Source organism: Streptomyces sp. A0642 (assembly GCF_004795105.1).
Classification (GTDB): Bacteria; Actinomycetota; Actinomycetes; order Streptomycetales; family Streptomycetaceae; genus Streptomyces.
Genome location: NZ_SSBL01000008.1, coordinates 188769 through 215549, shown reverse-complemented (window position 1 = coordinate 215549; position 26781 = coordinate 188769). Strand labels below are relative to the sequence as shown.

Annotated in this window: 24 protein-coding genes; 16 read left to right on the top strand and 8 right to left on the bottom strand. The window is 72.9% G+C overall.

The window, feature by feature from the left end; translation table 11 throughout:
- From E6R60_RS17590 to E6R60_RS17580, 3 genes are all read right to left on the bottom strand, one after another.
- The gene (locus E6R60_RS17590; protein WP_136327513.1) at positions 1 to 702 is read right to left on the bottom strand and encodes a L,D-transpeptidase family protein; all 702 of its coding nucleotides are present in this window, start codon (positions 700 to 702) and stop codon (positions 1 to 3) included.
- A gap of 68 nt (positions 703 to 770) precedes the next feature.
- Entirely contained in the window at positions 771 to 1364 is a 594-nt protein-coding gene (locus E6R60_RS17585) for a pyridoxamine 5'-phosphate oxidase family protein (protein ID WP_136327512.1), read from the bottom strand.
- 43 nt (positions 1365 to 1407) lie between these two features.
- Positions 1408 to 2646: a HEAT repeat domain-containing protein gene (locus E6R60_RS17580; protein WP_136327511.1), complete on the bottom strand. Its 1239-nt coding sequence runs from the start codon at positions 2644 to 2646 to the stop codon at positions 1408 to 1410.
- 241 nt (positions 2647 to 2887) lie between these two features.
- On the opposite strand from E6R60_RS17580, the gene argH reads away from it, so the two are divergent.
- The 3 genes from argH (at position 2888) to E6R60_RS17565 (ending at position 6328) form a co-directional block, all read left to right on the top strand.
- Complete coding sequence (argH, locus tag E6R60_RS17575; protein WP_136327510.1) at positions 2888 to 4321, top strand: argininosuccinate lyase; 1434 nt, start codon at positions 2888 to 2890, stop codon at positions 4319 to 4321.
- A gap of 65 nt (positions 4322 to 4386) precedes the next feature.
- Positions 4387 to 5358 carry an aldo/keto reductase gene (locus tag E6R60_RS17570; protein WP_136327509.1) on the top strand — a complete coding sequence of 324 codons (972 nt, stop codon included), beginning with the start codon at positions 4387 to 4389 and terminating at the stop codon, positions 5356 to 5358.
- A gap of 79 nt (positions 5359 to 5437) precedes the next feature.
- Positions 5438 to 6328, top strand: coding sequence for a sigma-70 family RNA polymerase sigma factor (locus tag E6R60_RS17565; RefSeq protein WP_136327508.1), 891 nt, complete (start codon positions 5438 to 5440; stop codon positions 6326 to 6328).
- 51 nt (positions 6329 to 6379) lie between these two features.
- Here the strand turns inward: E6R60_RS17565 and E6R60_RS17560 are convergent, their stop codons facing one another.
- A complete protein-coding gene (locus E6R60_RS17560) occupies positions 6380 to 6904 on the bottom strand; it encodes an HAD domain-containing protein (protein WP_136327507.1) in 525 nt (174 codons plus the stop codon).
- Positions 6905 to 6989: 85 nt separating this feature from the next.
- On the opposite strand from E6R60_RS17560, the gene E6R60_RS17555 reads away from it, so the two are divergent.
- Entirely contained in the window at positions 6990 to 7541 is a 552-nt protein-coding gene (locus tag E6R60_RS17555) for a TetR/AcrR family transcriptional regulator (protein ID WP_136327506.1), read from the top strand.
- Positions 7538 to 9082: an MFS transporter gene (locus E6R60_RS17550; protein ID WP_136327505.1), complete on the top strand. Its 1545-nt coding sequence runs from the start codon at positions 7538 to 7540 to the stop codon at positions 9080 to 9082. Before E6R60_RS17555 ends, E6R60_RS17550 begins: the two co-directional genes overlap by 4 nt.
- Positions 9083 to 9163: 81 nt before the next feature.
- Here the strand turns inward: E6R60_RS17550 and E6R60_RS17545 are convergent, their stop codons facing one another.
- Positions 9164 to 9835: a lysophospholipid acyltransferase family protein gene (locus E6R60_RS17545; protein ID WP_136327504.1), complete on the bottom strand. Its 672-nt coding sequence runs from the start codon at positions 9833 to 9835 to the stop codon at positions 9164 to 9166.
- Positions 9836 to 10070: 235 nt separating this feature from the next.
- Here E6R60_RS17545 and E6R60_RS17540 point away from each other — a divergent pair, with 235 nt between their 5' ends.
- The 3 genes from E6R60_RS17540 to E6R60_RS17530 all read left to right on the top strand — a co-directional run bounded on the left by E6R60_RS17540 (position 10071) and on the right by E6R60_RS17530 (position 12450).
- A complete protein-coding gene (locus tag E6R60_RS17540; protein ID WP_136327503.1) occupies positions 10071 to 11237 on the top strand; it encodes a glycerophosphodiester phosphodiesterase in 1167 nt (388 codons plus the stop codon).
- 105 nt (positions 11238 to 11342) lie between these two features.
- Entirely contained in the window at positions 11343 to 11909 is a 567-nt protein-coding gene (locus tag E6R60_RS17535; protein WP_136327502.1) for a sigma-70 family RNA polymerase sigma factor, read from the top strand.
- Positions 11910 to 11946: 37 nt separating this feature from the next.
- Entirely contained in the window at positions 11947 to 12450 is a 504-nt protein-coding gene (locus E6R60_RS17530; protein WP_136327554.1) for a GNAT family N-acetyltransferase, read from the top strand.
- 337 nt (positions 12451 to 12787) lie between these two features.
- Here E6R60_RS17530 and E6R60_RS17525 read toward each other — a convergent pair whose 3' ends face one another.
- Positions 12788 to 13228, bottom strand: a complete 441-nt coding sequence (locus E6R60_RS17525; RefSeq protein WP_136327501.1) for a hypothetical protein — start codon at positions 13226 to 13228, stop codon at positions 12788 to 12790.
- 2 nt (positions 13229 to 13230) lie between these two features.
- Complete coding sequence (locus E6R60_RS17520; RefSeq protein WP_136327500.1) at positions 13231 to 13590, bottom strand: hypothetical protein; 360 nt, start codon at positions 13588 to 13590, stop codon at positions 13231 to 13233.
- Positions 13591 to 14237: 647 nt separating this feature from the next.
- Here E6R60_RS17520 and E6R60_RS17515 point away from each other — a divergent pair.
- The 8 genes from E6R60_RS17515 (at position 14238) to E6R60_RS17480 (ending at position 25357) form a co-directional block, all read left to right on the top strand.
- Positions 14238 to 15287, top strand: a complete 1050-nt coding sequence (locus E6R60_RS17515) for an ATP-binding cassette domain-containing protein (RefSeq protein ID WP_136327499.1) — start codon at positions 14238 to 14240, stop codon at positions 15285 to 15287.
- A complete protein-coding gene (locus E6R60_RS17510; protein ID WP_136327498.1) occupies positions 15284 to 15952 on the top strand; it encodes a methionine ABC transporter permease in 669 nt (222 codons plus the stop codon). The genes E6R60_RS17515 and E6R60_RS17510 overlap by 4 nt, the downstream gene beginning before the upstream one ends.
- A gap of 70 nt (positions 15953 to 16022) precedes the next feature.
- Complete coding sequence (locus tag E6R60_RS17505) at positions 16023 to 16889, top strand: MetQ/NlpA family ABC transporter substrate-binding protein (RefSeq protein ID WP_136327497.1); 867 nt, start codon at positions 16023 to 16025, stop codon at positions 16887 to 16889.
- A 101-nt stretch (positions 16890 to 16990) separates the two neighbouring features.
- Entirely contained in the window at positions 16991 to 17668 is a 678-nt protein-coding gene (locus tag E6R60_RS17500; RefSeq protein ID WP_136327496.1) for a GNAT family N-acetyltransferase, read from the top strand.
- 116 nt (positions 17669 to 17784) lie between these two features.
- The gene (gene cbiE / locus E6R60_RS17495; protein WP_136327495.1) at positions 17785 to 19023 is read left to right on the top strand and encodes a precorrin-6y C5,15-methyltransferase (decarboxylating) subunit CbiE; all 1239 of its coding nucleotides are present in this window, start codon (positions 17785 to 17787) and stop codon (positions 19021 to 19023) included.
- Between the two features lie 332 nt (positions 19024 to 19355).
- Positions 19356 to 23069, top strand: a complete 3714-nt coding sequence (gene cobT, locus E6R60_RS17490; RefSeq protein WP_136327494.1) for a nicotinate-nucleotide--dimethylbenzimidazole phosphoribosyltransferase — start codon at positions 19356 to 19358, stop codon at positions 23067 to 23069.
- Between the two features lie 157 nt (positions 23070 to 23226).
- Positions 23227 to 24471 (top strand): uroporphyrinogen-III C-methyltransferase, encoded by a 1245-nt coding sequence (gene cobA, locus E6R60_RS17485; RefSeq protein ID WP_136327493.1) that lies wholly within the window; start codon positions 23227 to 23229, stop codon positions 24469 to 24471.
- 64 nt (positions 24472 to 24535) lie between these two features.
- Positions 24536 to 25357 (top strand): RNA methyltransferase, encoded by an 822-nt coding sequence (locus E6R60_RS17480; RefSeq protein WP_136327492.1) that lies wholly within the window; start codon positions 24536 to 24538, stop codon positions 25355 to 25357.
- Between the two features lie 95 nt (positions 25358 to 25452).
- Here E6R60_RS17480 and E6R60_RS17475 read toward each other — a convergent pair whose 3' ends face one another.
- Positions 25453 to 26739, bottom strand: a complete 1287-nt coding sequence (locus E6R60_RS17475) for a serine/threonine-protein kinase (RefSeq protein ID WP_136327491.1) — start codon at positions 26737 to 26739, stop codon at positions 25453 to 25455.
- Positions 26740 to 26781: the final 42 nt, after the last annotated feature.

Sequence of the window (26781 nt, the reverse complement as noted above, 5' to 3'; positions counted from 1 at the left end):
TCAGTAGTGGGTGACCGCCGTCGGACCCGAGCGGGTCCCGATCGCGAGATGCGGGCGACGGACCGGATCGGCCCAGGCCAGGATCCGGTCCATCGCGGCCGCCGGCACGGAGACGCAGCCGGCGGTCGCCCCGCGCCCGTTGACGTGGAGGAAGATCCCGGCGCCCCGGCCCCGTACCGGCCGGTCGTAGTTGAACCCCACGACGAGGGCCCGGGCGTACTGCGCCGGATAGGTGATCAGGTGCTCGGCCTCGGCCGCGCGGCAGTCGGCGGGCCGCGGCTCCACCCACCGGTTGTAGGCGCGCGCCGCGTTGTCCTGGCACCACCACGACCGGTCTCCGACCCGGCGGTACGGATAGCGCGTGCCGGGCGGGGCCGCCTTGATCCCGAAGGCGAACGGCAGGTCGTACAGTCCGGTGGGCGTCGTGTACGTGCCCTGCTTGCGCGAGGCTCCCTCGGCCAGCCCGCTCGCACCGAAGCGGGCGGGCGCCGACCCGGCCGCCACCCAGCGGCCGGCCCGCAGACTCCACCACCTGACCGTGCCCGTGGTGGAGGAGGCCGAGGGCGCCACCGCCGTGATGAGCTGGCTGCCGCCGCCGGTGTCGGCCAGCCGCAGGGGCAGGGCCACCGCCGCCGGGGGACGGGCCCCGAGCAGGCCGGCGAGAGCCAGCAGAACCGAGGCCGTCACCATGATTCTCCGCATGCCCGGACCGTAGACCGGCCGCCGCTCCGCCACCCGCGGGCCTGCTCCGTCCGGCCCAGCCGCCCGGCTCAGGGCGAGGGGGGCATGACCGGCAGCGGGAGCGGCAGCCCCGGCAGCCCGTCGATGCTGGTGGCGATGTGCTCCTTCTTCTCGAAGTAGGCGCCGAGCGAGGCGTCGTCCTCCCGCGCGAAGCGCTGTCCGTGCAGCGGCCGGTCCTCGTCGTAACTCATGAACGGCACGCCGTACCCGCAGGTGTCCCGGATGAGTTCGGCCGTCACCACGATGATGGCCCTCAGCCCGTGCCGGGAGGGGTCGACGCCGTCGAAACGCGCGAGGAGTTCCGGGAAGCGGGGGTCGTCACGGAAGACGGGCTCGCCCCGGCCGTGCACCCGCACGATGTTCGGCGGCCCCTGGAAGGCGCACCACATCAGGGTGATCCGCCCGTTCTCGCGCAGATGGGCGACCGTCTCGGCGTTGCTCCCGGCGAAGTCGAGGTAGGCGACGGTCCGTTCGTCGAGGACGGCGAACGAACCGCTGACGCCCTTGGGCGAGAGGTTCACCGTGCCGTCGGCGTCCAGCGGTGAGGTGGCGGTGAAGAAGACGGGCTGCGCTTCGATGAAGGCGCGCAGCCGTCCGTCCATGCGTTCATACGTCTTTCCCATGCGGCCGATTATCCGCCCCAACTGGCCGGTCGGCGGGGGCGTTTCAGCCGGTGGGACGAAGGTGCCCGGCCGCCCGGAGGAGCCGCTGGGCTGCCACCCGCACCGCCCGCGGCCGGTCCGGCCCGTCCCGCTCGGTCAGCCACGCACGGGAGAGCCCGGCAGCGTCGGGCAGCAGGGCGCGCGTGGCCGCCCTGACCACGGCGGGTGACGGGTCGTCGATCAGCACGCTCAGCCGGTCCCGGGTCACGGCGTCGAGCGCCCGCAGCCCGTGGACGGCGTGGACGCGGACGGCGGGGGACGGGTGGTCCAGCAGGGCCCACAGGGTCTCCGCGTCCGAGGGGTCGCCGCATTCGCCGAGCCCCGCGGCGGCGCCCGGTTCGGCGATCTCGCCCCCGCACATCGCCCGGTACAGCGGCAGCGGGTCGGCGCCGCCCTGCCGCACCACGTACCGGGCACAGGCCCGGACGACTCCGGACCGGTCCGCGAGCCGGGACCGCGCCTCGTGGTGACGCCCGGTGCGCCGCAGCGCGGTGACGCCCGCCGCGCGTACGCGCGGGGCCCGGGCCGCCAGCAGCACTCCGAGCACGTCGTCGTGGTCCTCGTCCCGCATCGACGCGAGGGCCGCGTCCGCGCAGAGGTCCTGCAGGGTCGCGTCACCGGAGTCGGCCGCCAGGCGGGCCAGCCGGCCCGGTGCGAGGAGGCCCCGGTCGACGGCGACGCGGTGGGCGAACCGGCGGGTGGCGCGGTCCCCGCTCGCGAGCAGGGACTCCACCTGCGCGGCGGAACCCCCGCGGACTCCCCGGTCGAGCAGATCCTCCGCGAACCCGCCCTGCTCGCGCCGGGCCAGCAGCAGGACCAGGTCCGCATGCGGGGCGAGGTCGGCCGGGGGTACCTCCGACAGCAGCAGCCGGGCCCGTTCGCGCACCGGAGCCGCCCAGTCCGCGCACCGCACGATCAGGAGCGGCAGCAGGGCGGGGGAGCCGGGCACCCGGTCGAGGGCCGCCTCGCGGATCCTGCCGTCGGGGTGGCACAGGGCGATGACGTTCTCCGACTCCGATTCGGCCCGGCGGCTGCGGCTCCGTCGCAGGGAGGGCAGCGGCGCGTTCCAGTCCCACCGCAACCACCGGGTGTCCGGTGCGGCATAGGCGGGGAGCTCCCAGGACGGCAGGTCGCGTACCGCCTGGTCGAGGGCCGGCCAGGACTCCGCGGAGGTCCGGCCGAGTGCCTCGCGCAGGGACGAGCCGCCGGCCAGGCGCAGCGCGGCCGTTCGCGCGTGGTTCATGGTCCCCCCGGTGTGCCGAAGAGCCGACCGTAGCGCGGGCGGCGCCGCGGCGCCCCGTGATTTTCCGGCGAGGTCAGCTTTGACAAAACATACAGAGGACCGCATAGTTATGCCTATCAGTGATTGCGGCAGTGGCTGCACCGTGGATCGCGCTGTGAGCAGGCATCCGTGTCCGAGGCCGCACTCTCGCACGGGAAAGCGCTCGCACATCCAACCCCCTGGTTCTCCCGAGGAGCACGCAGTGAGCAACGGCAACGGCAACGGCGACGTACGTCTGTGGGGCGCCCGCTTCGCGGACGGTCCGGCCGAGGCGCTGGCCAGGCTGTCCGCGTCCGTCCACTTCGACTGGCGGCTCGCCCCGTACGACATCGCCGGCTCCCGCGCCCACGCGCGCGCCCTGAACAAGGCGGGCCTGCTCACCGAGGACGAGCTGAAGCGGATGACCGCCGGGCTCGACCAGCTGGAAGCCGATGTCGCCGACGGCTCCTTCACCGGCACGATCGCCGACGAGGACGTCCACACCGCGCTCGAGCGCGGACTGCTGGAGCGCCTCGGTCCCGACCTCGGCGGCAAGCTGCGCGCGGGACGCTCCCGCAACGACCAGATCGCCACGCTCTTCCGGATGTACCTGCGCGACCACGCCCGCATCATCGGCGGGCTGATCGCCGAACTCCAGGACGCCCTCGTCGGCCTGGCCGAGGCGCACCCGGACGTGGCCATGCCCGGCCGTACGCACCTCCAGCACGCCCAGCCGGTGCTCTTCGCCCACCACGTCCTGGCCCATGTGCAGTCCCTGTCCCGGGACGCGGAGCGGCTGCGCCAGTGGGACGAGCGGACCGCCGTCTCCCCGTACGGCTCCGGAGCCCTCGCCGGCTCCTCGCTCGGGCTCGACCCGGAGGCGGTCGCCGCGGACCTCGGCTTCGAGGGCGGTTCGGTGGGCAACTCCATCGACGGCACGGCCTCGCGGGACTTCGTCGCCGAGTTCGCGTTCGTCACCGCGATGATCGGCGTCAACCTCTCCCGGATCGCCGAGGAGATCATCATCTGGAACACGAAGGAGTTCTCCTTCGTCACCCTGCACGACGCCTTCTCCACCGGCTCCTCGATCATGCCGCAGAAGAAGAACCCGGACATCGCCGAACTGGCGCGCGGCAAGTCGGGACGGCTCATCGGAAACCTGACCGGCCTCATGGCCACGCTCAAGGCCCTGCCGCTCGCGTACAACCGCGATCTCCAGGAGGACAAGGAGCCGGTCTTCGACTCCTGCGACCAGCTCGAAGTCCTGCTCCCCGCCTTCACCGGAATGATGGCCACCCTCACCGTCAACCGCGCGCGCATGGAGGAGCTGGCCCCGGCCGGCTTCTCGCTCGCCACCGACATCGCCGAGTGGCTGGTCAAGAAGGGCGTGCCGTTCCGTGTGGCCCACGAGGTCGCCGGTGAGTGCGTCAAGGAGTGCGAGAGCCGCGGCATCGAGCTCGACGAGCTGAGCGACGAGCAGTTCGCGAAGATCTCCGAGCACCTCACCCCCGAGGTCCGCACGGTCCTCAACGTGGCCGGCGCACTCGCCTCCCGCGACGGCCGCGGCGGCACCGCACCCTCGGCGGTCGCCGTGCAGCTCGCCGAGGTCAAGGCGGACCTGGCGACACAGCACGCCTGGGCGGCCGCCCGCAAGTAGCCGGACAGGCATCGCGGGCTACGTTGGGGGTAGCCGAGATTCCTGCCCACGACGAGGAGCCCGCGATGCCGTTCGCCCGACTGACCACAGCGACCACCCCGACCGCTCACATCGGGCTCGGCCTGGCAGCGGTCGGCAGGCCCGGCTACATCAACCTGCACCGCGACCGCGATCTGCCCGGCGACCGCACCGTGGACGCGCTGCGCGGCCGTACGCACGAACTGCTCGACGCCGCGTACGCGCAGGGCGTCCGGTACTTCGACGCCGCCCGCTCCTACGGCCGCTCGGAGGAGTTCCTCGGCGACTGGCTGACCGCCCGGCCGGAGGTCCGCGACGTCGTCATCGGGAGCAAGTGGGGCTACACCTACACCGCCGGATGGAGCGTCGACGCCCAGGCGCACGAGGTCAAGGACCACACCCTCGCCACCTTCGACCGCCAGCGCGCGGAGACCGCCGCCCTGCTCGGCGACCGGCTCGACCTCTACCAGATCCACTCGGTGACCCCCGACAGCCCGGCGCTCACCGACAAGGAACTGCACGCCCGCCTCGCCGCGCTCGCCGCCGAAGGGGTCAGCGTCGGACTCTCCACCAGCGGACCGGACCAGGCCGACGCGATCCGCGCCGCCCTCGCCGTCACGGTGGACGGCGAACCCCTCTTCCGTACGGTCCAGGCCACCTACAACGCCCTGGAGACCTCGGCCGGACCGGCGCTCGCCGAGGCCCATGCCGCGGGGCTCACCGTGATCGTGAAGGAAGCCATGGCCAACGGTCGGCTCGCGGGTACGGAGGCCCCCGCCGTGATGCGGGAGATCGCCGACGAGGAGGGTCTCGGCAGCGACGCGGTCGCCCTGGCTCTGGTCCTCCACCAGCCCTGGGCCGGTGTCGTGCTCTCCGGTGCGGCGACCGTGAACCAGCTCTCCGGCAACCTCCACGCGGCCGTCCTCGACCTCGACGAGGAACGCAGGGCGCGGCTGGACGCGCTGGTGGAGGAACCCGAGGCGTACTGGCGGCACCGCGCGTCGCTCCCCTGGAGCTGAACACTCCCCGCACCTCCGTCACATCGGGCTGCTCCAGTACGTCAGGGTGGTGACGGCACACGACGCGGGAGGACCGGCTGTGGACGGAAACGAGTTGCTGGCGGCGCGCTTCGAGGAGAACCGGAGCCGTCTCAGGGCGGTGGCGTACCGGATGCTCGGCTCCGACAGCGAGGCGGAGGACGCCGTCCAGGAGGCGTGGATCCGCCTCGGCCGCTCCGACAGCGCGGCGATCGACAACCTGGGCGGCTGGCTGACCACCGTCGTCGGGCGCGTCTGCCTGGACATCCTGCGCTCGCGCCGCTCCCGGCGCGAGGAGCCCCTGGAGACCGGGGCGGCGGAGGCCGACGTGCCCGGGCCGGCCCTCGGCCCGCGGCCCGGGGCCGACCCGGAGCAGCAGGCGCTGATGGCCGACTCGGTGGGCCTCGCGCTGCTCGTCGTGCTGGAAACACTGGACCCGGCCGAGCGGCTGGCGTTCGTGCTGCACGACATGTTCGCGGTGCCGTTCGACGAGATCGCCCGGATCGTGGACCGCACCCCGGCAGCCGCCCGGCAGCTCGCCAGCCGGGCCCGCCGCCGGGTGCGGGGCGCCGACCCGGTGCCCGACCCCGACGCGGGACGCCGCCGCGAGGTCGTCGACGCCTTCCTCGCGGCCGCCCGCGGCGGCGACTTCGACGCGCTCGTCGCCGTCCTCGACCCGGATGTCGTGGCCCGGTCCGAGGGGGCGGCGGGAGCGGGCCCGCTCGTGCGCGGGGCCGCGAATGTGGCCCGGCAGGCGCTCATGTTCGCCCCCTTCGCCCGGTCGGTGCGGTTCGCGACTCTCGACGGCGCCCCGGCGGTCGTCTCGGAGGTGGAGGGGCAGCGCTTCTCGGTCATGCGGTTCACGATCGAGCGCGGGAAGGTGGCCGAACTGTTCGTGATCAACGATCCGGCACAGCTGCCCGGGCTCGACCTGGTTCTCCTCAACGACTGAGGGGCCGGGCCCGGGAACCGTCCCGCGCCCCGGAACCGGGCGGGGGAGCGGTCAGCCGGCCGCTTCCCGGCCGTCCGCCCAGGCCGCCAGGGCGTCGAAGTCGGTCCGCTCCAGGCCGACCCGGGGATCGACGCGCAGCAGGAGGCTCCGCTCGCCCGCCCCGTGCTCCTCGACCCACGCCCGGTCCTGCCCGGTGATCTCGTCGTCGACCCAGGCGAACGGCCGCCCGGCCGCGTAGTCGACGACGTACCGCGTCTTCCAGTACGTCCCGGCCGGGGCGGCGCCGTGCATGTCCGGCCAGTCGATGTACGGCAGAGCGGGGAGTCCCAGGCGCGGCCCGATCCACTCGTTCGCCTCGTCCTTCCAGGTCGTCGCCCAGATCAGCTCGTAGCGGCCGGCCAGCGCGAGCAGCTCACCGCCGTGCTCCGGATTGAGCAGGACGGGCAGCGCCGGGCCGTCGGTCCACCCTGTCGGCCGCATGAGGTGGCGGGTGTATCCCTGCGGCGAGCGGCGGCGGGAGAGTGCCGCGTACGGATTGAGCGGACCGTCGATGTCGATCAGCAGCAGCGGCTTCATGCCGCCATGGTCCTCCGGGCCGGACGGGTGGCGCGAGCCCGTTTTCAGTGAGACATTGACGTCTCAAATGGGCTAGTGTCGTCTCATGTCTCTTGATCGAGAGCAGGTGCTGCGCAGCGCCGCCGCCCTGCTGACCCGCAAATCGACGGCCACCATGGACGAGGTCGCCAAGGCCGCCGGCATCGGCCGGGCCACGCTGCACCGGCACTTCGCCGGACGGGATGCCCTGGTCAGAGCGTTGGAGGAGCTGGGGATCCAGGAGTTCGAGGCGGCCCTCGACGCCGCGCTGCTGGACGAGGGCACCTCGGAGGAGGCGCTGCGCCGGTTCGTCGCCGCCATCGAGCCGAGCGCCGGGCTCCTCTCCTTCCTCGTGACCGAGAACCAGCTCTTCGAGGGCGACGAGCAGAACGACGGCTGGGACCGTCTCGACGCCCGGGTCGCCGCCTTCTTCCGGCGCGGCCAGGAGCGCGGCGAGATCCGCATCGACCTGGCTCCGGCCTGGCTGACCGAAGCGCTCTACGGGCTCATCAGCAGCGCCGCGTGGGCCGTTCAGGCGGGCCGGGTGGCCGCGCAGGACTTCGCGTACATGATCGTCGAGTTGCTGCTCGGCGGCGCACGCCGGAGCGTGGAGCAATGAGCAGCATGGAACGGCAACCGGAGCCCTCGCCCGAGCTGTACCGCCCCGGGCGGTGGATCGCGCTGGCCGTACTCGTCCTCGCCGTGCTGCTGGTGGCGGTCGACGCCACCGTGCTGGGCCTCGCGACCCCGTTCCTCAGCGAGGACCTCGAACCGACCGCCACCCAGCTGCTCTGGATCGGCGACGTCTACTCCTTCGTCATCGCCGGACTCCTGGTCTCGATGGGCAGCCTCGGTGACCGCATCGGCCGTAAGAAGCTGCTGCTCTGCGGAGCCACCGCCTTCGGCGCGGTCTCCGTGCTCAACGCGTACGCCCAGACGCCCGAGATGATGATCCTCGCGAGGGCCCTGCTCGGTGTCGCCGGCGCCACCCTGATGCCGTCCACCCTCGCCCTGATCCGCAACCTCTTCCACGACGCGCGGGAGCGGAGCCTCGCCATCGGCATCTGGGGCGCGATGGCGTCGGCGGGCGCTGCCGTCGGACCCGTCGTCGGCGGGTTCCTCCTGGAACACTTCTGGTGGGGCTCGGTCTTCCTCATCAACCTGCCGGTCATGGCGGTGCTCGTGGTGGTCGGGATCAAGATGATCCCCGAGTCGAAGAACCCGGCGCCGGGACCGTGGGACCCGATGAGCGTGGTGCTCTCCCTGGTCGGCATGGTCGGGGTCGTCTACGCCGTCAAGGAGCTCGCCGCGCACGGCGGGAGCTGGCAGGTCGCGGTCTCGGGCTTCGGCGGCCTGGCGGCGCTCGTCTGGTTCGTACGCCGGCAGTTCCGGCTCCCCGCCCCGCTGCTCGACATGCGGCTCTTCCACCACCGAGGCTTCTCCGGCGCGGTGCTCGCCGACCTGCTGACCATCCTCGGCCTCTCCGGCCTGGTCTTCTTCCTCTCCCAGTTCCTTCAGCTGGTCCAGGGCCGCGGGCCCCTGGAAGCGGGACTCGCCGAACTGCCCGCGGCCGTCGGCGCGGTCACCGCGGGTCTGCTGGCCGGCACCACGGCCCGCCGCTTCTCCGTGCGGTCGGTGGTGGCCGGCGGTCTCGCCGGGATCGGTCTGGCGCTGGCCGCGGTCGCCGCCGTCCACAAGGACACCGCCTATCCGCTGATCGGCGCGCTCCTGCTGGTCGTGGGGGTGGGTGCGGGATTCGCCTTCACGGTCACCTCCGACGTGATCCTCTCCAGCGTCCCGAAGGAGCACGCCGGCTCCGCGTCCGCGGTCTCCGAAACGGCGTACGAACTGGGAGCCGCCCTCGGTATCGCCCTGCTCGGATCCATCGTCACCGGGGTCTACCAGGGCTTCAACGCCCCGGCCGGGACCCCGCCCGACGTCGCGACGGCGGCCCACGAGTCACTGGGTGGCGCGGTCGAGGCGTCCGCATCGCTTCCCGAAGCCGAGGCGACGACCCTGGTCTCCGCCGCACAGGACGCCTTCGTCGACGGGCTGGGGGCCGCATCGGCCATCGGCGCGGTCGTGCTCATGGCGACGGCGGTCGCCGCCTGGTTCCTGCTGCGGGACCAGGAACTGGAGGAAGGCATCGTGCACGACTGACGCGGGCACGGGGAAGGGCCCGTGCCCCCGGAAACCGGGGGCACGGGCCCTTCCCGCGCTTGTGCCGTCGGGCTGCGCGCCTCAGGCGGCCTTGGCCTTCGTCGCGTACATGTCCACGTACTCCTGGCCCGACAGCCGCATCACCTCGGCCATCACGGAGTCCGTCACCGCCCGCAGCACATAGCGGTCGCGGTCCATGCCCTCGTAACGCGAGAACTCCATCGCCTCGCCGAAGCGGACGGTGACCTTGCCCGGCCGAGGCAGACCGGAACCGCCCGGCTGCAGCTTGTCCGTGCCGATCATCGCGAACGGCACCACGGGGGCGCCCGTCATCAGCGTCAGCCGCGCGATGCCCGTGCGTCCCCGGTAGAGGCGGCCGTCGGGGGAGCGGGTGCCCTCGGGGTAGATCGCGAAGGCCTTGCCCTCCTCCAGCACCCGGCGGCCCGTCATCAGCGCCGCGACACCACCGCGGCCGCCGTCGCGGTCCACCGGGATCATGCCGACGCCCGTGAAGAACCAGGCCATCAGCCGGCCCTTGAGTCCCTTGCCCGTGACGTACTCGTCCTTGCCGATGAAGAACACCGGACGGTCGCAGCAGATCGGCATGATCATCGAGTCGATGAACGTCAGGTGGTTGCCCGCCAGGATCACCGGCCCGGATCCCGGAATGTTCTCGATGCCCTCCATCCGCGGACGGAACATCAGACGCAGGATCGGTCCGAGCACTGCCTTGATGAGTGCGAGTCGGGACAACGGTTCCTCCGGTGTAGTGGCCGGGCCGGCCGGGGGCGACGGATGGTGACGGTCCATGCAGGTGAGGACGATACTCGCGGGTACCGGCCGATCGCACATCGGGTTCACCCAGTGGATACGCAGTGTTGACGTGTATTTGCGCCATGTTCGTCCAGATGGCGCCGTCCGGACCGCCCCGCTGCCTACGCTCGGTCCTCGCCGGACAGGTGCCGGACATCACATGCGAGGAGCATTCATGACAGAGCGTGGGCAGGCCGCCCCGGGACGACGGACCGTCATCGGCGCGGGGGCGGCGGTGCTGGGCGCCGCCGCGCTCGGAGCGACCGGGACGGCGCAGGCGGCCGGGAAGCAGGTGGGGAAGTCCGGCGGGCACGGCGGCCACGGCCTCGGCCTGCCGGTGCCGACCGTCATCGGACACCGCGGCGCCAGCGGCTACCGGCCCGAGCACACGCTCGGCTCCTACCAGCTGGCCCTCGACATGGGCGCGCACATCATCGAACAGGACCTGGTGCCGACCCGCGACGGCCATCTCGTGTGCCGTCACGAGAACGACATCACCGCCACCACCGATGTGTCCGCCCACCCCGAGTTCGCCGGCCGCCGGACGACGAAGACGGTCGACGGCGCCGCCCTGACCGGCTGGTTCACCGAAGACTTCACCCTCGCCGAACTGAAGACGCTGCGGGCCAAGGAGCGCATCCCCGGCAACCGCCAGAAGAACACGCTGTACGACGGCCGCTGGGAGATCCCCACCTTCGAGGAGGTGCTGCGCTGGGCCGACCGCGAGGGCCGCAGGCGCGGGAAGCCCGTCTGGCTGTACGTCGAGACCAAGCACCCCACCTACTTCCGCGGTCTGGGCCTCGGTCTTGAGGAGCCGCTCGCCAGACTGCTGCGCCGCTACGGCCGGCACCGCGCGCAGTCGCCGCTCATCCTCCAGTCCTTCGAGCCCGGCAGCGTCCAGCGGCTGGCGAAGCTCGTCGCCACCCCGCGCGTCGTGCTGCTCTCGGGCGCCGGTTCCAAGCCCTGGGACTTCGTGACCTCCGGCGACCCGCGCACCACGGACGACCTGGTGAAGCCCGCCGGCCTGGCGTGGATGGCCTCCTTCGCCCAGGGCATCGGCCCCACCCTCGACCTGATCGTCCCCAAGGACGGATCGGGCCGGCTCACCACTCCCACCACCCTGGTCCGGGACGCACACGCGCAGGGCCTGATCCTCCACCCGTACACGATGCGCAACGAGAACACCTTCCTGCCCGCCGACTTCCGCCGGGGCACGGACCCCAGCGCCTACGGGGACGCCTTCGGCGCCTTCGCCGCGTACTTCGCCACCGGCATCGACGGGATCTTCTCCGACAACCCGGACACGGCGCTCCTCGCGGCGGCGGACTTCGCCGCGAAGTAGCGGGGCCGGGGCCCCGGACGTCAGCACCCGGCCGGGGCGTGCCCCGGTCGGGTGGTCCCGGCGGGTTCGGCGACCGGGGGCCGGTATACCGGGTCGGGTGGGGGCGTGACGCTTCTCGATCTTCCTCAGACCCTGCCCGCACCGGGCGCCGCCGCCCTCGTCCGCCTCCTGCATCCGCTGGTCAGGGCCGAGGCGAGCGCGGAGGCCGCGGCATCCGCCACCGGCGCCGCCGTCGACCCCGCCGACCTCGAACAGGCCGTCTGGCTGCGGCTGCTGGAACGGGCGGCGGGCAGGGGGCTGCCGGCGGACCCCGCCCGCTGGGTCCGGGACACCGTCAGGTCGGAGGCCCGCCGGGCCCGCCGCACCGCCCGGCGCGAGAGCCCCTACCGCGACGAGAGCGCCGCCGACCCCTCCGGCTGCCCCGAGCGGGCCGTCCTCGGTGCCGACCAACGCCGCGTGCTGCACGCCGCGGTGGACCGTCTCCCCGCTCCCTGCCCGCGCTTACTGCGCGCGCTCTTCTCCCCGGCCGACCTCACCTACCGCGAAATCGCAGGGGAGTTGGGTATGTCACAGGGGAGTTTGGGACCGATCCGTTCCCGATGCCTTGGATGTCTGCGCAGAATGCTGGCGGCGGAGGTTGTAGCTCCTGAACTGCGGGGAAAGGAGCGGTAGACAACCGGCGGATCAGGTGAGCGAGAGGTATGCGCAGATGGGCATGAGCGTGATCATCTCGGCGGCGAAGGCACAGGACGCCGAACAGATCTTGAAACTCCAGTACCTCTGTTTTCAGAGCGAGGCGGAGCTGTACGGGAACTACCGGATCGACCCGCTCGTCCAGACCCTCGACTCGGTACGCGCCGAAATAGCCACGAACCTGGTGTTCGTGGCGCGGCTCGGCGAGGAGGTCGTCGGCTCGGTACGCGGGTCGGCGGACCAGGACGGGACCGGGCAGATCGGGAAACTCTGCGTCCACCCCCGGCTCCGGGGGCACGGCCTCGGCGCCCGCCTGCTGGGCGCTGCGGAGGCCGGACTCGCCGACGAGCGGTCGGCCACCCGCTTCCGGCTGCACACCGGACACCGGAGCGAAGGCAATCTGCGGCTCTACCGGCGCGCGGGCTACGCCCCCGTCGGCAACGCCACCGGGCAGGACGGCGTCCGGATGATCCTGCTGGAGAAGGAGGCCTCGGCGCCCGCGTACGTGACGAGCGCCTAAGGGCTGTCCCGCAATTCCTGGTGGATCAGCGCGCGGCGTCAGATGCGGTGCATCGCAAGGCGGAGAGGCGCCCGCATACTGGATGTATTCGGGCGTTTCGACAACGCGGCGAGGTGCCGTGGCTGTCGTCGTGCGCCCGCCAGGAATTGCGGGACAGCCCTTAGGGCGTGTTTCGAAAGTCCCGCCTGCTCGGCGACGCCTGGCACGCACACTCGCCGCGTTGTCGGGGTCGCCCCGATACAGCCAGTATCGGGGCGACCCTCCGCCTTGCGATCGCACGCACCAGGCGCCGCCGAGCCCGCCCTCAGGGCGGACGGCGCTACTTTCGAAACACGCCCTAGCCGGCCGGCCTGGCGCGGCGCAGCCACATCATCCCGGTGACCGGAAGGATCACCGGGATGAACAGGTAGTCCCGCCCGCAGTACGACCAGACCGTCGCGTCCGAGAACGCCGACGGCTCGACCAGCGTCCACGTGCCCACGATCAGCACCCCGGCGAGCTCGGCGGCACAGCACACCAGGGCAGTGCGCCGCGCCTTCTCGCCCCCGCGCACCAGCGAGTACGTGATGAAGCCGTAGACGGCGGCGGCCGCCGCCGACAGCACGTAGGACAGCGGCGCCTTCCCGAAGTCCAGGATCATCTGGACGATCGCGCGGGAGGCGGCCGCCACGGTGAACACGCCGTAGAACCAGACCAGTACGCGCCCGGGACCGGTGCCCAGATCGAAGGGCTGCTTCCCGCCGGGGGCCGCTGCGGTGGTGCGGTCGGTGTCGGTCACGGTCAGTTTCCCCAGATGTCGTAGAGCCGTACTTCGAGAACGGCCAGCACGACCGCGCCCGCCGCCACCGTCACCGAACCCCAGCGGGTCCGCTCGCTCAGCGACAGGAAGCCCGCCGCCGGCACGGCGAGGAAGGCCCCGATCAGATACGCGAGGAAGATGGTCATGCCCTGTTCCGGCCGCTCGCCGCGGGCCAGCTGCACGATCCCCACCACCAGCTGGGACAAGGCCAGCAGCGAGACCACGGCCATCCCGATGAAGTGCCAGTCCTTGGTCGGCTGGTCCCGGTAGGCGGCGAATCCGCACCAGGCGGCGAGGGCGAGGGCGGCCACGCCGACCGCGATCGTCAGGGCGTCAAGCATGAGCCGAGGGTATTACGGGCCGCGGGGCCCGCTGCGTGCGCCCCCGTGCCCGCACCGCCGCCGCCGGACGAAGCGGAGGCGCGTGCCGGGCCGCGCGGCCGGGCGGGCCGCTGCGGGCGGACGGCCGGGACGCAGGTCGTGGTCTTGACCACACTCCCGGTGCCCGAGGTCGGTGGAGACCGGTGCCATCCCGGGGTCGTGTCTCACGTCCTCGCAGGTCACAGCGTTGAGAAGGGAGTGCGTCCCAGTCGTTCGGTTGGCGGCGTGGCACCATCCACGGCTGTCCGCTATCCGGACAGCCGGTCCGGCGGGAAGCTCACGTCTGTTTTACTGGGCGCATGACCACGACGAGCAGCCGCACCCTTGCGACCGAGGCGATCACGACGCCCGGTGCTCGTTGTATGTGTCGAATGCGCGCCTTCTGAGGGCCCACGCCTGAGCCTCGCGCCCCGAAGCGAGACCGAGCCCGAGCCGTCCGCACCCAGCGGAACGCGTCTCCCGGCACGCCGCCGCGCGGCCACCGCCGTGTCCGGCCGTGCCGGAACCCCGCTCGGAACGTCCGATCGAAACGTCCGGACAGTCTCACCGGACGAATGCCCCGTGCCCGGCGGACACCGCGCCGCGCACTCGACAGTGACGGAAACCCTGTGATCACCACTACGGGCCTCACGAAGGTCTACCAGTCGCGCGGCCGTGAGGTCACCGCTCTGGACGGAGTCGACCTGCACGTCCGCGAGGGCGAGGTGTTCGGCGTCATCGGGCAGAGCGGCGCCGGTAAGTCCTCCCTCATCCGCTGCGTCAACCTGCTGGAGCGTCCGACCTCCGGAACCGTGACCGTCGCGGGCCAGGACCTCACCGCACTCGCGGGCCGCGGCCGCCGGGCCGGCAAGGAACTGCGTGAGGCGCGCAGCCGCATCGGCATGGTCTTCCAGCACTTCAACCTGCTGGCCTCCCGCACCGTCCGGGACAACGTGGAACTCCCGCTGGAGATCCTCGGCGTCACCGGCCGCGAACGGACCCGCAAGGCGCTCGAACTCCTCGACCTCGTCGGCCTCGCCGACAAGGCCAAGGCCTACCCGGGCCAGCTCTCCGGCGGCCAGAAGCAGCGTGTCGGCATCGCCCGCGCCCTCGCCGGCGACCCCAAGGTGCTGCTCTCGGACGAGGCGACCTCGGCCCTGGACCCCGAGACCACCCGCTCCATCCTCCAGCTGCTGCGCGACCTCAACCAGCAGCTCGGCCTCACCGTCCTGCTCATCACGCACGAGATGGACGTCGTCAAGACGATCTGCGACTCCGCCGCGCTGATGCAGAAGGGGCGCATCGTCGAGTCCGGAACCGTCGGCGACCTCCTCGCCACCCCGGGCTCCGAACTCGCCCACGAACTGTTCCCGGTCGGCGGCACCGCCTCCGGCCCCGACCGCACGGTCGTCGACGTCACCTTCCACGGGGACGCCGCCGGCCGGCCGGTGATCTCGCAGCTCTCCCGTACGTACAACATCGACATCTCGATCCTGGGCGCCGCGATGGACACCGTCGGCGGCAAGCAGATCGGCCGGATGCGCATCGAGCTGCCCGGCCGGTTCGAGGAGAACGTCGTCCCGATCGGCTTCCTGCGCGAGCAGGGCCTGCAGGCCGAGGTCGTCGAAACCGCATCCGTCACCGTCCCCGCACCGCTCACCAAGGAGGTGGCGAAGTGACCTGGTCGGAAATGCAGCCGCTGCTCACGCAGGGCACTATCGACACCCTCTACATGGTGCTGTGGTCCGCGGCCGTCACCATCCTGGCCGGACTGCCGCTCGGCGTGCTGCTCGTCCTCACCGACAAGGGCGGACTGCTGCAGAACACGCCGGTGAACAAGGTCATCGGCGTGATCGTGAACATCGGCCGGTCGCTTCCCTTCATCATCCTGCTGATCGCCCTGATCCCCTTCACCACCTGGGTCGTCGGCACCTTCATCGGCCCGACCGCGATGATCGTGCCGCTCGCCGTCGGCGCCATCCCCTTCTTCGCCCGTCTCGTCGAGACCGCGGTGCGCGAGGTCGACCACGGGCTCGTCGAAGCCGTCCAGTCCATGGGCGGCTCGATCCCGACGATCGTCCGCAAGGTCCTGCTGCCGCAGGCGCTGCCCTCGCTCGTCTCCGGCGTCACCACCACCCTCATCGTGCTCATCGGCTACTCCGCGATGGCCGGGGCGGTCGGCGGCGAAGGGCTCGGATCCAAGGCCGTCACCTATGGATTCCAGCGCTTCGACAACCAGTTCATGCTCATCACCGTCGCGCTGCTGATCGTCATCGTGACCGTGATCCAGCTGATCGGCGACGGAGCCGTACGCCTGCTGGCCCGCCGCGGCCGCACCTCCTGAACTTCTCTCCTCCGAGCCCGCACTCCTTGTCCGGGCGTACCACCATCACCACCTGAAAGAGGCACTCTTCGTGCGTAAGAACATCAAGATCACCGCGGCTGCCGCCGCCACCGCCGCCCTCGCCTTCGGCCTCACCGCCTGCGGGACGGACTCCGACCCGGCGTCCAAGGCCGGGACCGGCGCCGAGGCCGACACCTCCAAGGCCCTCGTCGTCGCCGCGTCGCCGACGCCGCACGCCGACATCCTGGGCTTCGTCAAGAAGAACCTGGCGGCCAAGGCCGGCCTCAAGCTGGAGGTCAAGGAGTTCACGGACTACGTCCTGCCGAACACCGCCACCGAGACCGGCCAGGTCGACGCCAACTTCTTCCAGCACCAGCCCTACCTGGACGACTTCAACAAGAAGAACGACACCCACCTGGTGTCCGTCGGCACCGTGCACCTGGAGCCCCTCGGCCTCTACTCCAAGAAGGTCAAGGGCCTGGGCGACGTCAAGTCCGGCCAGACCATCGCCGTACCGAACGACACCACCAACGAGGGCCGCGCGCTCCAGCTGCTCGCCGAGAACGGCCTGATCACCCTCAAGGACGGTGTCGGCACCAGCGCCAAGCTGAGCGACATCACCGACAAGAAGGGCCTGGAGTTCAAGGAGCTGGAGGCCGCGACCGTCCCCCGCGCCCTGAACGACGTGGACGCCGCCGTCATCAACGGCAACTACGCCATCGAGGCCGGCCTCAAGCCCGCCAAGGACGCCCTGGTGCTGGAGAAGGCCGAGGGCAACCCGTACGCCAACATCATCGCCGTCAAGAAGGGCAATGAGAGGGACGCCCGCGTCGAGAAGCTCGTGAAGCTCCTCCACTCCGACGAGGTCAAGAAGTTCATCGAGGACACCTACCAGGGCTCGGTCGTCCCGGCCTTCGGTACCGCAGCCAAGTCCTGACCCCGGCGCGGCACTTGCCCGCGGAGCCCCGCACACCCCGCCCGGGTGTGCGGGGCTCCGCCGTGCGGACCCGGCCATGCGCGAGGCACGCCCGATGCTGCATGCTGTGCCTTTACACGGTCTTCGGCATGGAGCTGCGCATGACTTCCACCTTTCCGGACATCTCCATCAGCACGGACCGGTTGGTGCTGCGCCCGTTCGACATGGCGGACATCCCCGCGTACATCGAGATGATGAACGACGAACTCGTCATCGCCTGGACCGAGGCGCCCCACCCCTACACCCAGGTCGACGCCGAACGCTGGGTCCGCAGGATCGCTCCCGCACAGCGCACCAAGGGCGACGGCATCGTGCTCGCCGTCACCGAGTTCCTCACCCAGCGGCTCGTCGGCTCGGTGCGGCTGCGCAACACCGACTGGCGCACCCGCGCCACCGAGGCCGCCTACATCACCGCCCCGTGGGCGCGCGGCGAGGGCTACGCCACCGAGTCGGTGCTGGCCGTGGCCCAGTGGCTCTTCCGCGACCAGGCCTTCGAGCGCATCGAACTGCGCACCGCCGCCGACAACACCGCCTCCCAGCAGGTCGCGCAGAAGCTCGGCTGCATCAGCGAGGGCGTCCTGCGCAACGCCCGCATAGCCCGCTCACAGACCGAGGACGGAGGGTGGACCGACATCAGGACCGACCTGATCGTCTGGGGCCTGCTTCCCGAGGACCTCGAAGGGGTGGCGGAAGAGCTCGCCGACGCCGGCGGCTACGGCACCTACAACGACTGGAACTGAGAGCATCCGACTTTCCCGGGGCACCGACGCCGCACTGGTCCGGACCAGGTAGCCTCACCCTGCCCGGCCCCGGGCGCCCTGCCCCACCTGCGACAACACCAGGAGACTGACGACAGATGGCCGACCGGGTCACAGTGATCGGCTGGGACGGCTCGCCACTGACCAGAGCGGCCACCGCCGCGCTCTCGGCCGCCACCCTCGTCGCCGGCGCCGCCCACCACCTCGCCCTGCCCGAAATCCCGCACGGCGCGGAGCGGATCCGGCTCGGTTCCGTCGACCTCGCGGCCCGCCGCATCGCCGGCCACCGCGGCAGCGCCGTGGTCCTCGCCGACGGCGACCCCGGGTTCTTCGGCGTCGTCCGCACCCTGCGCGCCCCCGAGCACGGCCTCGAAGTGGAAGTCGTGCCCGCCGTCTCCTCCGTCGCCACCGCCTTCGCCCGCGCCGGCATGCCGTGGGAGGACGCCCAGACGGTCGTCGCCCACCCCCGCACCCTGCGCCGCGCCGTGAACGTCTGCCGCGCCCACCACAAGGTCGCCGTCCTCACCTCGCCCGGCGCGGGCCCCGCCGAACTCGCCCTGCTGCTCGAAGGCGTCCACCGCACCTTCGTCATCTGCGAGGAACTCGGCACCGACCGCGAACAGGTCACCGTCGTCACCTCCGATGCCGCGGCCGATCACGTCTGGCGCGACCCCAACGTCGTCATCGTCATCGGGGGAGGCCCCGAACAGCGGGCGGAGGGAGCCTGGATCGCGGGCCGCCACCCCGCCTACCCCCAGGGCGTACGCGGCTGGGCGCTGCCGGCCGACGCCTACCGGGGCGCCGGAACGGACGCCGGCGGCGGCAGCGGCGAGGGCGAGGCGCCCGGACTCCGGGCCGCCCAACTCGCCCACCTCGGGCCCCGGACCGGCGACCTGCTCTGGGACATCGGCTCCGGCAGCGGGGCCCTGGCCGTGGAGGCGGCCCGCTTCGGCGCGGCCGTCCTCGCCGTCGACAGTGATCGGGACGCCTGCGCCCGCACGACCGCGGCGGCCCGGGCCTTCGGAGTGCAACTCCAGGTCGTCGAGGGCCGCGCGCCCCACGTACTGGAACGGCTGCCCGAGCCGGATGTCGTACGGATCGGAGGCGGCGGCGCCCCGGTCGTCACCGCGGTCGCCGCCCGCAGGCCCGAGCGGATCGTGACGCACGCGTCGACCCGGGACGAGGCCGAGGCACTGGGGGCGGCCCTCACCGAGAACGGATACACGGTCGCCTGCTCCCTCCTCCAGTCCGTCGAACTCGACACGGCTGCATGGGCGGAGCGCGAACGCACGGTCGTCTTTCTGCTGTCCGCACTGCGTTCGGACCTTGCCCCCTGACCCGTCGGCATACGGTGCGAGGTAGGCTGGCCGATCGTTGCACCGCGCCCGGACGTTCGTCGCTTCGTTCGTCAATGTCCGGAAAAGGGGACTGTTTTGACCCCCGTTGTGGTACGGCAGATCCGGGGGACGCGCAACGTGGCGCAGTCCACAGCGAGCCGTGGCGAAATGACCTGCCGCGGCGGCGAACGGCCGCGAGAATGCAGTATGTCCGCGACCGACTCGTGCCGCGCGGCGCGCCCGCCCGTCCCTTGGGACGAGCACCGGCGTGCGGTGTCGGGGCGTCCCGGGCGAAGGGCCGAAGGAGCACTGACGATGGGCGAGGGGTACGCATGAGTGACACCGGCCAGATCCCGGGCGAGGGACTGCCGGAGAACGCAGGCATGGTGGAGCAGCAGGGCATCCCCGCCCCTGGCGACTACACCTTCCTCGACCCCTCCGAGCACGTGTCCGAGGACGACGACCTTCTGCTGATGCCGAGCCCCCAGGGCGCCTGGAGCGAACCCCAGGCGGTGCAGGCCCCGCCGGCCGAGCAGGGCCCGGCGTACCAGCACGCTCCCGCGCAGCAGTCTCAGGGCGACGGGGGAGTCCCGTTCCCGGAGCAGGCCCAGGCCCCGGTCTACGCCATGCAGCAGGCCGGAGCGTCGTTCGAGGAGCCCGCCCAGGGGACCCATGAGTCCGGTGGCCGGAACTCCGGCCATGTCGACCTCGGCGGCGTGCGCATTCCGTCGCCCGTCCCGGCACCGGCGCAGGCCCAGGTCCCCGCGGCGCAGGCCCAGGCGCCCGCGCGCCGCCCGCTGCACCGCGGCCCCTCCGCCGAATCCGGCCCTTCCTACGGTGGTACGTCGGGTGGCGGCGTGGTCCGTTCCCTGGCCGACCGGGGGCCGGCCGGTACGTCGCGGCCGCAGGCCCAGCCGCAGGCGGCCGTGCAGTCGCCCGCACGGCACGCCGGCCCGGCCACCGCCGAACCCGAGTACTTCGAGCTGCCGGCCGACGAGGCGGCAGCCCTCCCGGGCCCCCAGCTCGGCCAGATCCCGCCGCAGGGGGCGGGCCAGTGGGCGGCCCACGCCCCGCAGCAGCCCGCCGCACCCGTTGCCGCTCCTCCCGCCGCGGAGGCGGAGCCGTCGGTTCCGGAGCCGTCGGCAGCAGAAACGGTCGTCCCGGAGGCGGCCGGCGCGGAGCCGACGGCCGAGGAGCCCGTGGCCGGGACGCAGGCAGAGGGGCCCGCGCCGGTCGCGCAGTCCGTCGAGGAGGTGCGCGTCGACGTGGCGCCGGCCGAGCCGGTGGCCGTGGAGACCGCGCCCGTGGAGACCGCGCCCGTGGAGACCGCGCCCGTGGAGACCGCGCCCGTCGAGCCCGCGCCCGTGGTGGCGGACGGGCCGGCGGCCGGGCCCGTAGCGGCCGGGATTCCGGCCGAGGCCCTGGAGGAGACCGCTCGGGCGGAGGCGCCGGAGGAAGCCGTGCCCGCGCAGGCCGCCCCGGCCCCCGTCGAAGCGGCGCCCGCTGACACCGTCGCGGTCGCCGAGCCCGAGGCCCCCGCCGAGGCCGCGCCGTCTGAGGCAGTGATGGCCGAGGCAGCACCCGTCGAGGCAGCACCCGTCGAGGCCGCACCCGTCGAGGCCGCACCCGTCGAGGTCGCGCGTGGGGAGGAGCCGGTCTTCGAGCCCGCGCCCGCAGAGCCCGTGGCCCCGGTCGAGGTCGCACCGGCTGAGGAGCCGGTCGCCGAGGCCCTGCCCTTCGAGGCCGCACCCGCCCACGAGGCGCAGGCCGAAGAAGCCCCGTTCGAGGCCGCGGCCCCTGTGCGGCCGCCGGTGGAGCCGGTTCCCGACGGAGCGTCGCTGGGCCGGTTCGTCCCCGTGGCGGGCTCCCTTCCGACCACGCCGCACCTGGCCCCGACGCCCGCGGCCGAGCAGCCGGCGCACCCGGCTCCGGAGGCGGCAGCCGTCGTCGCGGAGTCCGGACCGGCCGGAGCGGCGAGGGAGCCGGTCGTCGAGACCCCCGCGCCGCACCCCGCCACCGAGCCCGCCCCGGCTCCGGAGCCCACCGAGCCGGCGCTCACCGAGTCCGCCCCGGCTCCCGAGTTCACCGAGCCCGCGCCGCACCCCGTCACCGGGTCCGCACCGGGCCCCGAGCTCACCGAGTCCGCGCCGGAGCCGGGCCCCGAGGTCATCGAGACCCCGGACCTGACGGTCAACCAGCCCGAGCCCACGCGACCCGAGGCCGCGACCGAGCCCGCGACGGCCGACGCACCCGCAGCCCCGCAGGACTCCGGCGAGGCCCCGGCCGCGGAGGCCGGACAGGCGCCCGCCGTCTCGCCCCCCGCGCCGGGCTACGACGACGCCGAGCGCGAGGCCGTACTGCGCGTCATGCGCGAGCGCCGCGACATCCGCAACGGCTTCCGCAGCGACCCCGTCCCGCACGAGGTGCTCCTGCGAGTCCTGGAGGCCGCCCACACGGCGCCCAGTGTGGGCCACTCGCAGCCGTGGGACTTCGTCGTCATCCGTTCCGCGGAGACCCGCCGCTCCATGCACGAACTGGCGCAGCGCCAGCGCGAGGCCTACGCGCAGTCGCTCCCCAAGGCGCGGGCGAAGCAGTTCAAGGAACTGAAGATCGAGGCGATCCTCGACACCCCCGTCAACATCGTCGTCACCGCCGACCCCACCCGCGGCGGCCGCCACACCCTCGGCCGGCACACCCAGCCGCAGATGGCCCCGTACTCCTCGGCCCTCGCCGTCGAGAACCTGTGGCTCGCCGCGCGCGCCGAGGGCCTCGGCGTCGGCTGGGTCAGCTTCTTCGACGAGCGCGAGATGGTCCGTGCCCTGGGTCTGCCCGAGCACCTCGAAGTCGTCGCGTACCTCTGTGTCGGGTACGTCGACGAGTTCCCGGAGGAGCCCGAGCTGATGCAGGCGGGCTGGTCCAAGCGCCGCCCGCTGTCCTGGGTCGTCCACGAGGAGACGTACGGACGCCGGGCCCTGCCCGGCGAGGAACCGCACGACCTGCTCCAGGAGACGATCGCCGGCATCCGGCCCCTGGACGCCAAGGCGCTCGGCGAGGCGTGGGAGCGCCAGAAGCGGATGACGAAGCCGGCCGGTGCGCTCGGCATGCTGGAGATCATCTCGGCGCAGCTCTCCGGACTCTCCCGGATGTGCCCGCCGCCGATCCCCGAGCCCGCCGCGGTCGCGATCTTCGCGGGCGACCACGGTGTGCACGCCCAGGGCGTCACCGCGTGGCCGCAGGAGGTCACCGGCCAGATGGTCGCCAACTTCCTCGGCGGCGGCGCCGTCTGCAACGCCTTCGCGGCCCAGGTGGGCGCCGAGGTGTGCGTCGTCGACGTCGGCGTGGCCACGGACCTGCCCGCGCAGTCCGGCCTGCTGCCCCGCAAGGTGCGCGCCGGGACGGCGGACTTCACGACGGGCCCCGCGCTCACCCGCGAGGAGGTACTGGCCGCGATCGAGGTCGGCATCGAGACCGCCCGCGATCTGGTCGCGGCAGGCAACAAGGGCCTGCTGACCGGGGAGATGGGCATCGCCAACACCACGGCGTCGGCCGCCCTGATCTGCGTGTACACGGGGATGGACCCGTCCGAGGTCACCGGTCGCGGTACCGGCATCAACGACGAGATGCACGCCCGCAAGATCGACGTGGTGCGCCGCGCCCTCGACCTGCACCAGCCCGACCCGGCCGACCCCATCGGCGTACTCGCGGCCGTCGGCGGCCTGGAGCACGCGGCGATGGCCGGGTTCCTGCTCGGCGGGGCGTCGCTCCGCACGCCGGTCATCCTCGACGGCGTGAGCGCGGGCGCCGCGGCCCTCGTCGCGCGCGCCATCGCGCCCGAGGCACTGGCCGCCTGCATCGCGGGCCACCGCAGCGCGGAGCCCGGCCACGTCGCCGCGCTCAACAAGCTGGGTCTGCGTCCGCTCGTCGACCTCGACCTCCGCCTCGGCGAGGGCACGGGCGCGCTGCTGGCGCTCCCGATCGTGCAGAGCGCGGCCCGCGCGATGCACGAGGTGGCCACGTTCGACTCGGCCGGCGTCACGGAGAAGTAGCAGAGAACCAGCCCGCCGGGGGTCGAGGCTGCGGGGCCCGGGGGCGGAGCCCCGCAGGGCCCCGCCCCCACCCCGTATCGTGAACCCCGCACGTCACAGCCGCTCCACCGCCGCAGCGGCCCGCAGCCCCCGCATCGCACGAGGAGCCCGCACCGCCATGGCCGAGCACGCCGATCACCCCGCGTACCCCGTCGGACTGCGCCTGAGCGGGCGCCGCGTAGTCGTCGTCGGCGGCGGCCAGGTCGCGCAGCGCCGGCTCCCCGCCCTCATCGCGGCCGGCGCCGACATCGTCCTCGTCTCACCCGCCGCCACCCCGTCCGTCGAGGCGATGGCGGACGCCGGCGAGATCCGCTGGGAGCGCCGCCCGTACGCCGACGGGGACCTGGCCGACACCTGGTACGCCCTCGTCGCGTCCGACGACACGGCCGCCAACGACGCCGCCTCCGCCGAGGCCGAGCGCACCCGCACCTGGTGCGTCCGCAGCGACAACGCGGACGCCGCCACCGCCTGGACCCCCGCCACCGGCCGCAGCGAGGGCGTGACGGTCGCCGTCCTCACCACCGACGCGCACGGCCGCGACCCGCGCCACTCCGCCGCCGTCCGCGACGCCATCGTCGAGGGCCTGCGGGACGGCACCCTCGCCGCCCCCCACCACCGCACCCGCCACCCCGGCGTCGCCCTGGTCGGCGGCGGCCCCGGCGACCCCGACCTGATCACGGTCCGGGGCCGCCGCCTCCTCGCCGAGGCGGACGTCGTCATCGCGGACCGGCTCGGCCCGCGCGACCTGCTCGACGAACTCCCGCCGCACGTCGAGGTGATCGACGCCGCCAAGATCCCGTACGGCCGCTACATGGCGCAGGAGGCGATCAACAACGCGCTGATCGAGCACGCCAAGGCCGGCAAGGCCGTCGTCCGGCTCAAGGGCGGCGACCCCTTCGTCTTCGGACGCGGCATGGAGGAGGCCCAGGCGCTGGCCGCCGAGGGCATCCCGTGCACCGTCGTCCCCGGCATCTCCAGCTCGATCTCCGTCCCCGGCGCGGCCGGCATCCCCGTCACCCACCGCGGGGTCGCCCACGAGTTCACCGTGGTCAGCGGCCATGTCGCCCCCGACGACGCGCGTTCGCTGGTCGACTGGGAGGCCCTCGCCCGGCTGCGCGGCACCCTCGTGCTCCTGATGGCCGTCGACAAGATCGGCGCCATCGCCCGTACGCTCATCGCCCACGGCAGGTCTCCCGAGACCCCGGTCGCGCTGGTCCAGGAAGGGACCACGGCCGCCCAGCGCCGCGTCGACGCGACGCTCGCGACGGTCGCCGAGCGAGCCGTGGCCGAGGACGTCCGCCCGCCCGCCGTCATCGTCATCGGCGACGTCGTCGCGGTCGGCCCGAACGGCGCCGCGGAGTAACCATCGGTAACGGATCTTCCCCCAGACCGTTGGCACCCCACACCGGACAAGGCAGTATCAACCTGTGGCTGATCTCATCACCGTCGACGACCCCGACGACCCCCGCCTGAGCGACTACACCGGTCTGACCGACGTCGAGCTCCGGCGCAGGCGAGAGCCCGCCGAGGGCCTCTTCATCGCCGAGGGGGAGAAGGTGATCAGACGCGCCAGGCACGCCGGGTACGAGATGCGCTCCATGCTGCTCTCGGCGAAGTGGGTCGACCTGATGCGCGACGTCATCGACGAGGTACCGGCTCCCGTGTACGCGGTCAGCCCGGAGCTCGCCGAACGCGTCACCGGCTACCACGTGCACCGTGGCGCCCTCGCCTCGATGCAGCGCAAGCCCCTGCCGACGGCCGACGAGCTGCTCCGTACGACCCGCCGCGTGGTCGTCATGGAGGCCGTCAACGACCACACGAACATCGGCGCGATCTTCCGCAGCGCCGCCGCCCTCGGCATGGACGCCGTACTGCTCTCCCCGGACTGCGCGGACCCGCTGTACCGGCGCTCCGTCAAGGTCTCGATGGGCGCGGTCTTCTCCGTCCCCTACGCCCGCCTCGACGCCTGGCCCAAGGCCCTGGAGACCGTACGGGAAGCCGGGTTCAAGCTCCTCGCGCTGACACCCGACGAGAAGGCCAGCAGCATCGAGGAGGCCGCCCCGCACCGGATGGACCAGGTGGCCCTGATGCTCGGAGCGGAGGGCGACGGACTCTCCACGCAGGCCCTCGTCGCCGCCGACGAATGGGTCCGCATCCCGATGGCCCACGGCGTCGACTCGCTGAACGTCGGCGCGGCCGCCGCGGTCGCGTTCTACGCGGTCGCCACGGGCCGCCCGGACAGCCGGTAACAGCCCCGGAGCGGCGCTGGAACGCAAGGCAGCCGGTAGCCGCGCCGGGTGGGGGACATCGGAACGCCGGGGCAGCGGGCAGCCGCCTCCGGTCGCTACGACCGCTGCTCGTTCCGCACCTGATCCGGACCCGCGCCGAGACCACGTGGAGGCCCCTGGCAGCCCTGGGCCGCCGCGATGCCCAACGCCACCAGCAGCGTCACGACGACGAAGACCACCAGCCGCTGGCGCAGCAGCCGGGGATTCGCGGGACGCCGGCCGGTGGAGGTCGTGCGCGCACCGGGCCGGGTACCCGGCCGGCCGTTCGTCCCGACGGCGCCCCGCGGCCTCTTGCCCGCACCTGTCGTACTGCGCGGCTGCTGCTGCGGGGGACGCGAACCCCCGGTGCGGGGCGACGCCGGACGCGGTGACCCCGTCTGCCGGTTCTGCGGCCGCGACACCGGACCCGGGCCGGGCGCACGGCGCGTCTGCTGCTCGGTGTACGGGCCCTCCAGTCGCCCGGTCGGCCGGTCCGCCTCCTGAGCCGAACGCTGGGCGGGCGGCCGGCTCTCATGCAGCCCCTGCGCCTCCCGCGCCGCGATCTCCTTGAGCCGCATGGAGAGTTGGAGCGTGCTGGGCCGCTCCTCCGGGTCCTTCGCCAGGCAGGCGCTCACCAGCGGGGCGAGCGCGTCGTGCACGTCGTGCAGCGAGGGCTCCTCGTGCACCACGCGGTACAGCATCACCTCGGAACTGCCGTGGCCGAACGGCGAATCGGCCATGGCCGCGTACGCCAGCGTGGCCCCGAGGGAGAAGACGTCCGTCGCGGGTGTCACCGCCGCGCCGCGCACCTGCTCGGGTGCGAGGAAGCCGGGGGAGCCCACCGCCGTACCGACGTGCGTGAGCGTCGAGGCGCCGGTCGCCCAGGCGATCCCGAAGTCGATGATGCGCGGGCCCTTGGGGGAGAGGAGGATGTTCGACGGCTTCAGGTCACGGTGGACGACACCCGCCTCGTGCACCGCCACCAGCCCCTCGGAGAGCGCGGCCCCGATCGAGGCCACCTCCGCCGCCGACAGCGGGCCCTCCTCGGCCACCTTGTCGTGCAGCGAGGGCCCCGGAACGTACTGCGTCGCGAACCACGGGCGGTCCGCCTCCAGGTCGGCCGCGACCAGCCGTGCCGTACAGCCGCCACGGATCCGCCGGGCGGCGGACACCTCGCGCGCGAACCGCGAGCGGAACTCCTGATCCTCCGCCAGGTCGGGGCGGATCACCTTCAGCGCCACCCGCTGGCCCCGCCGGTCCGAGCCCAGGTAGACGACACCCATGCCGCCCGCCCCGAGCCGCCGGTGCAGCCTGAACGAGCCGACGACACGCGGGTCCTCGCGCCGGAGCCGCATCATCGCCATGTCTGCCCATCCCCGCTGCCTCGTCCGCCTGACGAGGCACAG

Bases quoted from the DNA above. Each gene is read 5' to 3' on its own strand.
- E6R60_RS17590 (WP_136327513.1), bottom strand. From the start codon at position 702: ATGCGGAGAATCATGGTGACGGCCTCGGTTCTGCTGGCTCTCGCCGGC.
- E6R60_RS17585 (WP_136327512.1), bottom strand. From the start codon at position 1,364: ATGGGAAAGACGTATGAACGCATGGACGGACGGCTGCGCGCCTTCATC.
- E6R60_RS17580 (WP_136327511.1), bottom strand. From the start codon at position 2,646: ATGAACCACGCGCGAACGGCCGCGCTGCGCCTGGCCGGCGGCTCGTCC.
- E6R60_RS17570 (WP_136327509.1), top strand. From the start codon at position 4,387: ATGCCGTTCGCCCGACTGACCACAGCGACCACCCCGACCGCTCACATC.
- E6R60_RS17560 (WP_136327507.1), bottom strand. From the start codon at position 6,904: ATGAAGCCGCTGCTGCTGATCGACATCGACGGTCCGCTCAATCCGTAC.
- E6R60_RS17555 (WP_136327506.1), top strand. From the start codon at position 6,990: ATGTCTCTTGATCGAGAGCAGGTGCTGCGCAGCGCCGCCGCCCTGCTG.
- E6R60_RS17550 (WP_136327505.1), top strand. From the start codon at position 7,538: ATGAGCAGCATGGAACGGCAACCGGAGCCCTCGCCCGAGCTGTACCGC.
- E6R60_RS17540 (WP_136327503.1), top strand. From the start codon at position 10,071: ATGACAGAGCGTGGGCAGGCCGCCCCGGGACGACGGACCGTCATCGGC.
- E6R60_RS17530 (WP_136327554.1), top strand. From the start codon at position 11,947: ATGGGCATGAGCGTGATCATCTCGGCGGCGAAGGCACAGGACGCCGAA.
- E6R60_RS17520 (WP_136327500.1), bottom strand. From the start codon at position 13,590: ATGCTTGACGCCCTGACGATCGCGGTCGGCGTGGCCGCCCTCGCCCTC.
- E6R60_RS17500 (WP_136327496.1), top strand. From the start codon at position 16,991: ATGCTGTGCCTTTACACGGTCTTCGGCATGGAGCTGCGCATGACTTCC.
- cbiE (WP_136327495.1), top strand. From the start codon at position 17,785: ATGGCCGACCGGGTCACAGTGATCGGCTGGGACGGCTCGCCACTGACC.
- cobT (WP_136327494.1), top strand. From the start codon at position 19,356: ATGAGTGACACCGGCCAGATCCCGGGCGAGGGACTGCCGGAGAACGCA.
- cobA (WP_136327493.1), top strand. From the start codon at position 23,227: ATGGCCGAGCACGCCGATCACCCCGCGTACCCCGTCGGACTGCGCCTG.
- E6R60_RS17475 (WP_136327491.1), bottom strand. From the start codon at position 26,739: ATGGCGATGATGCGGCTCCGGCGCGAGGACCCGCGTGTCGTCGGCTCG.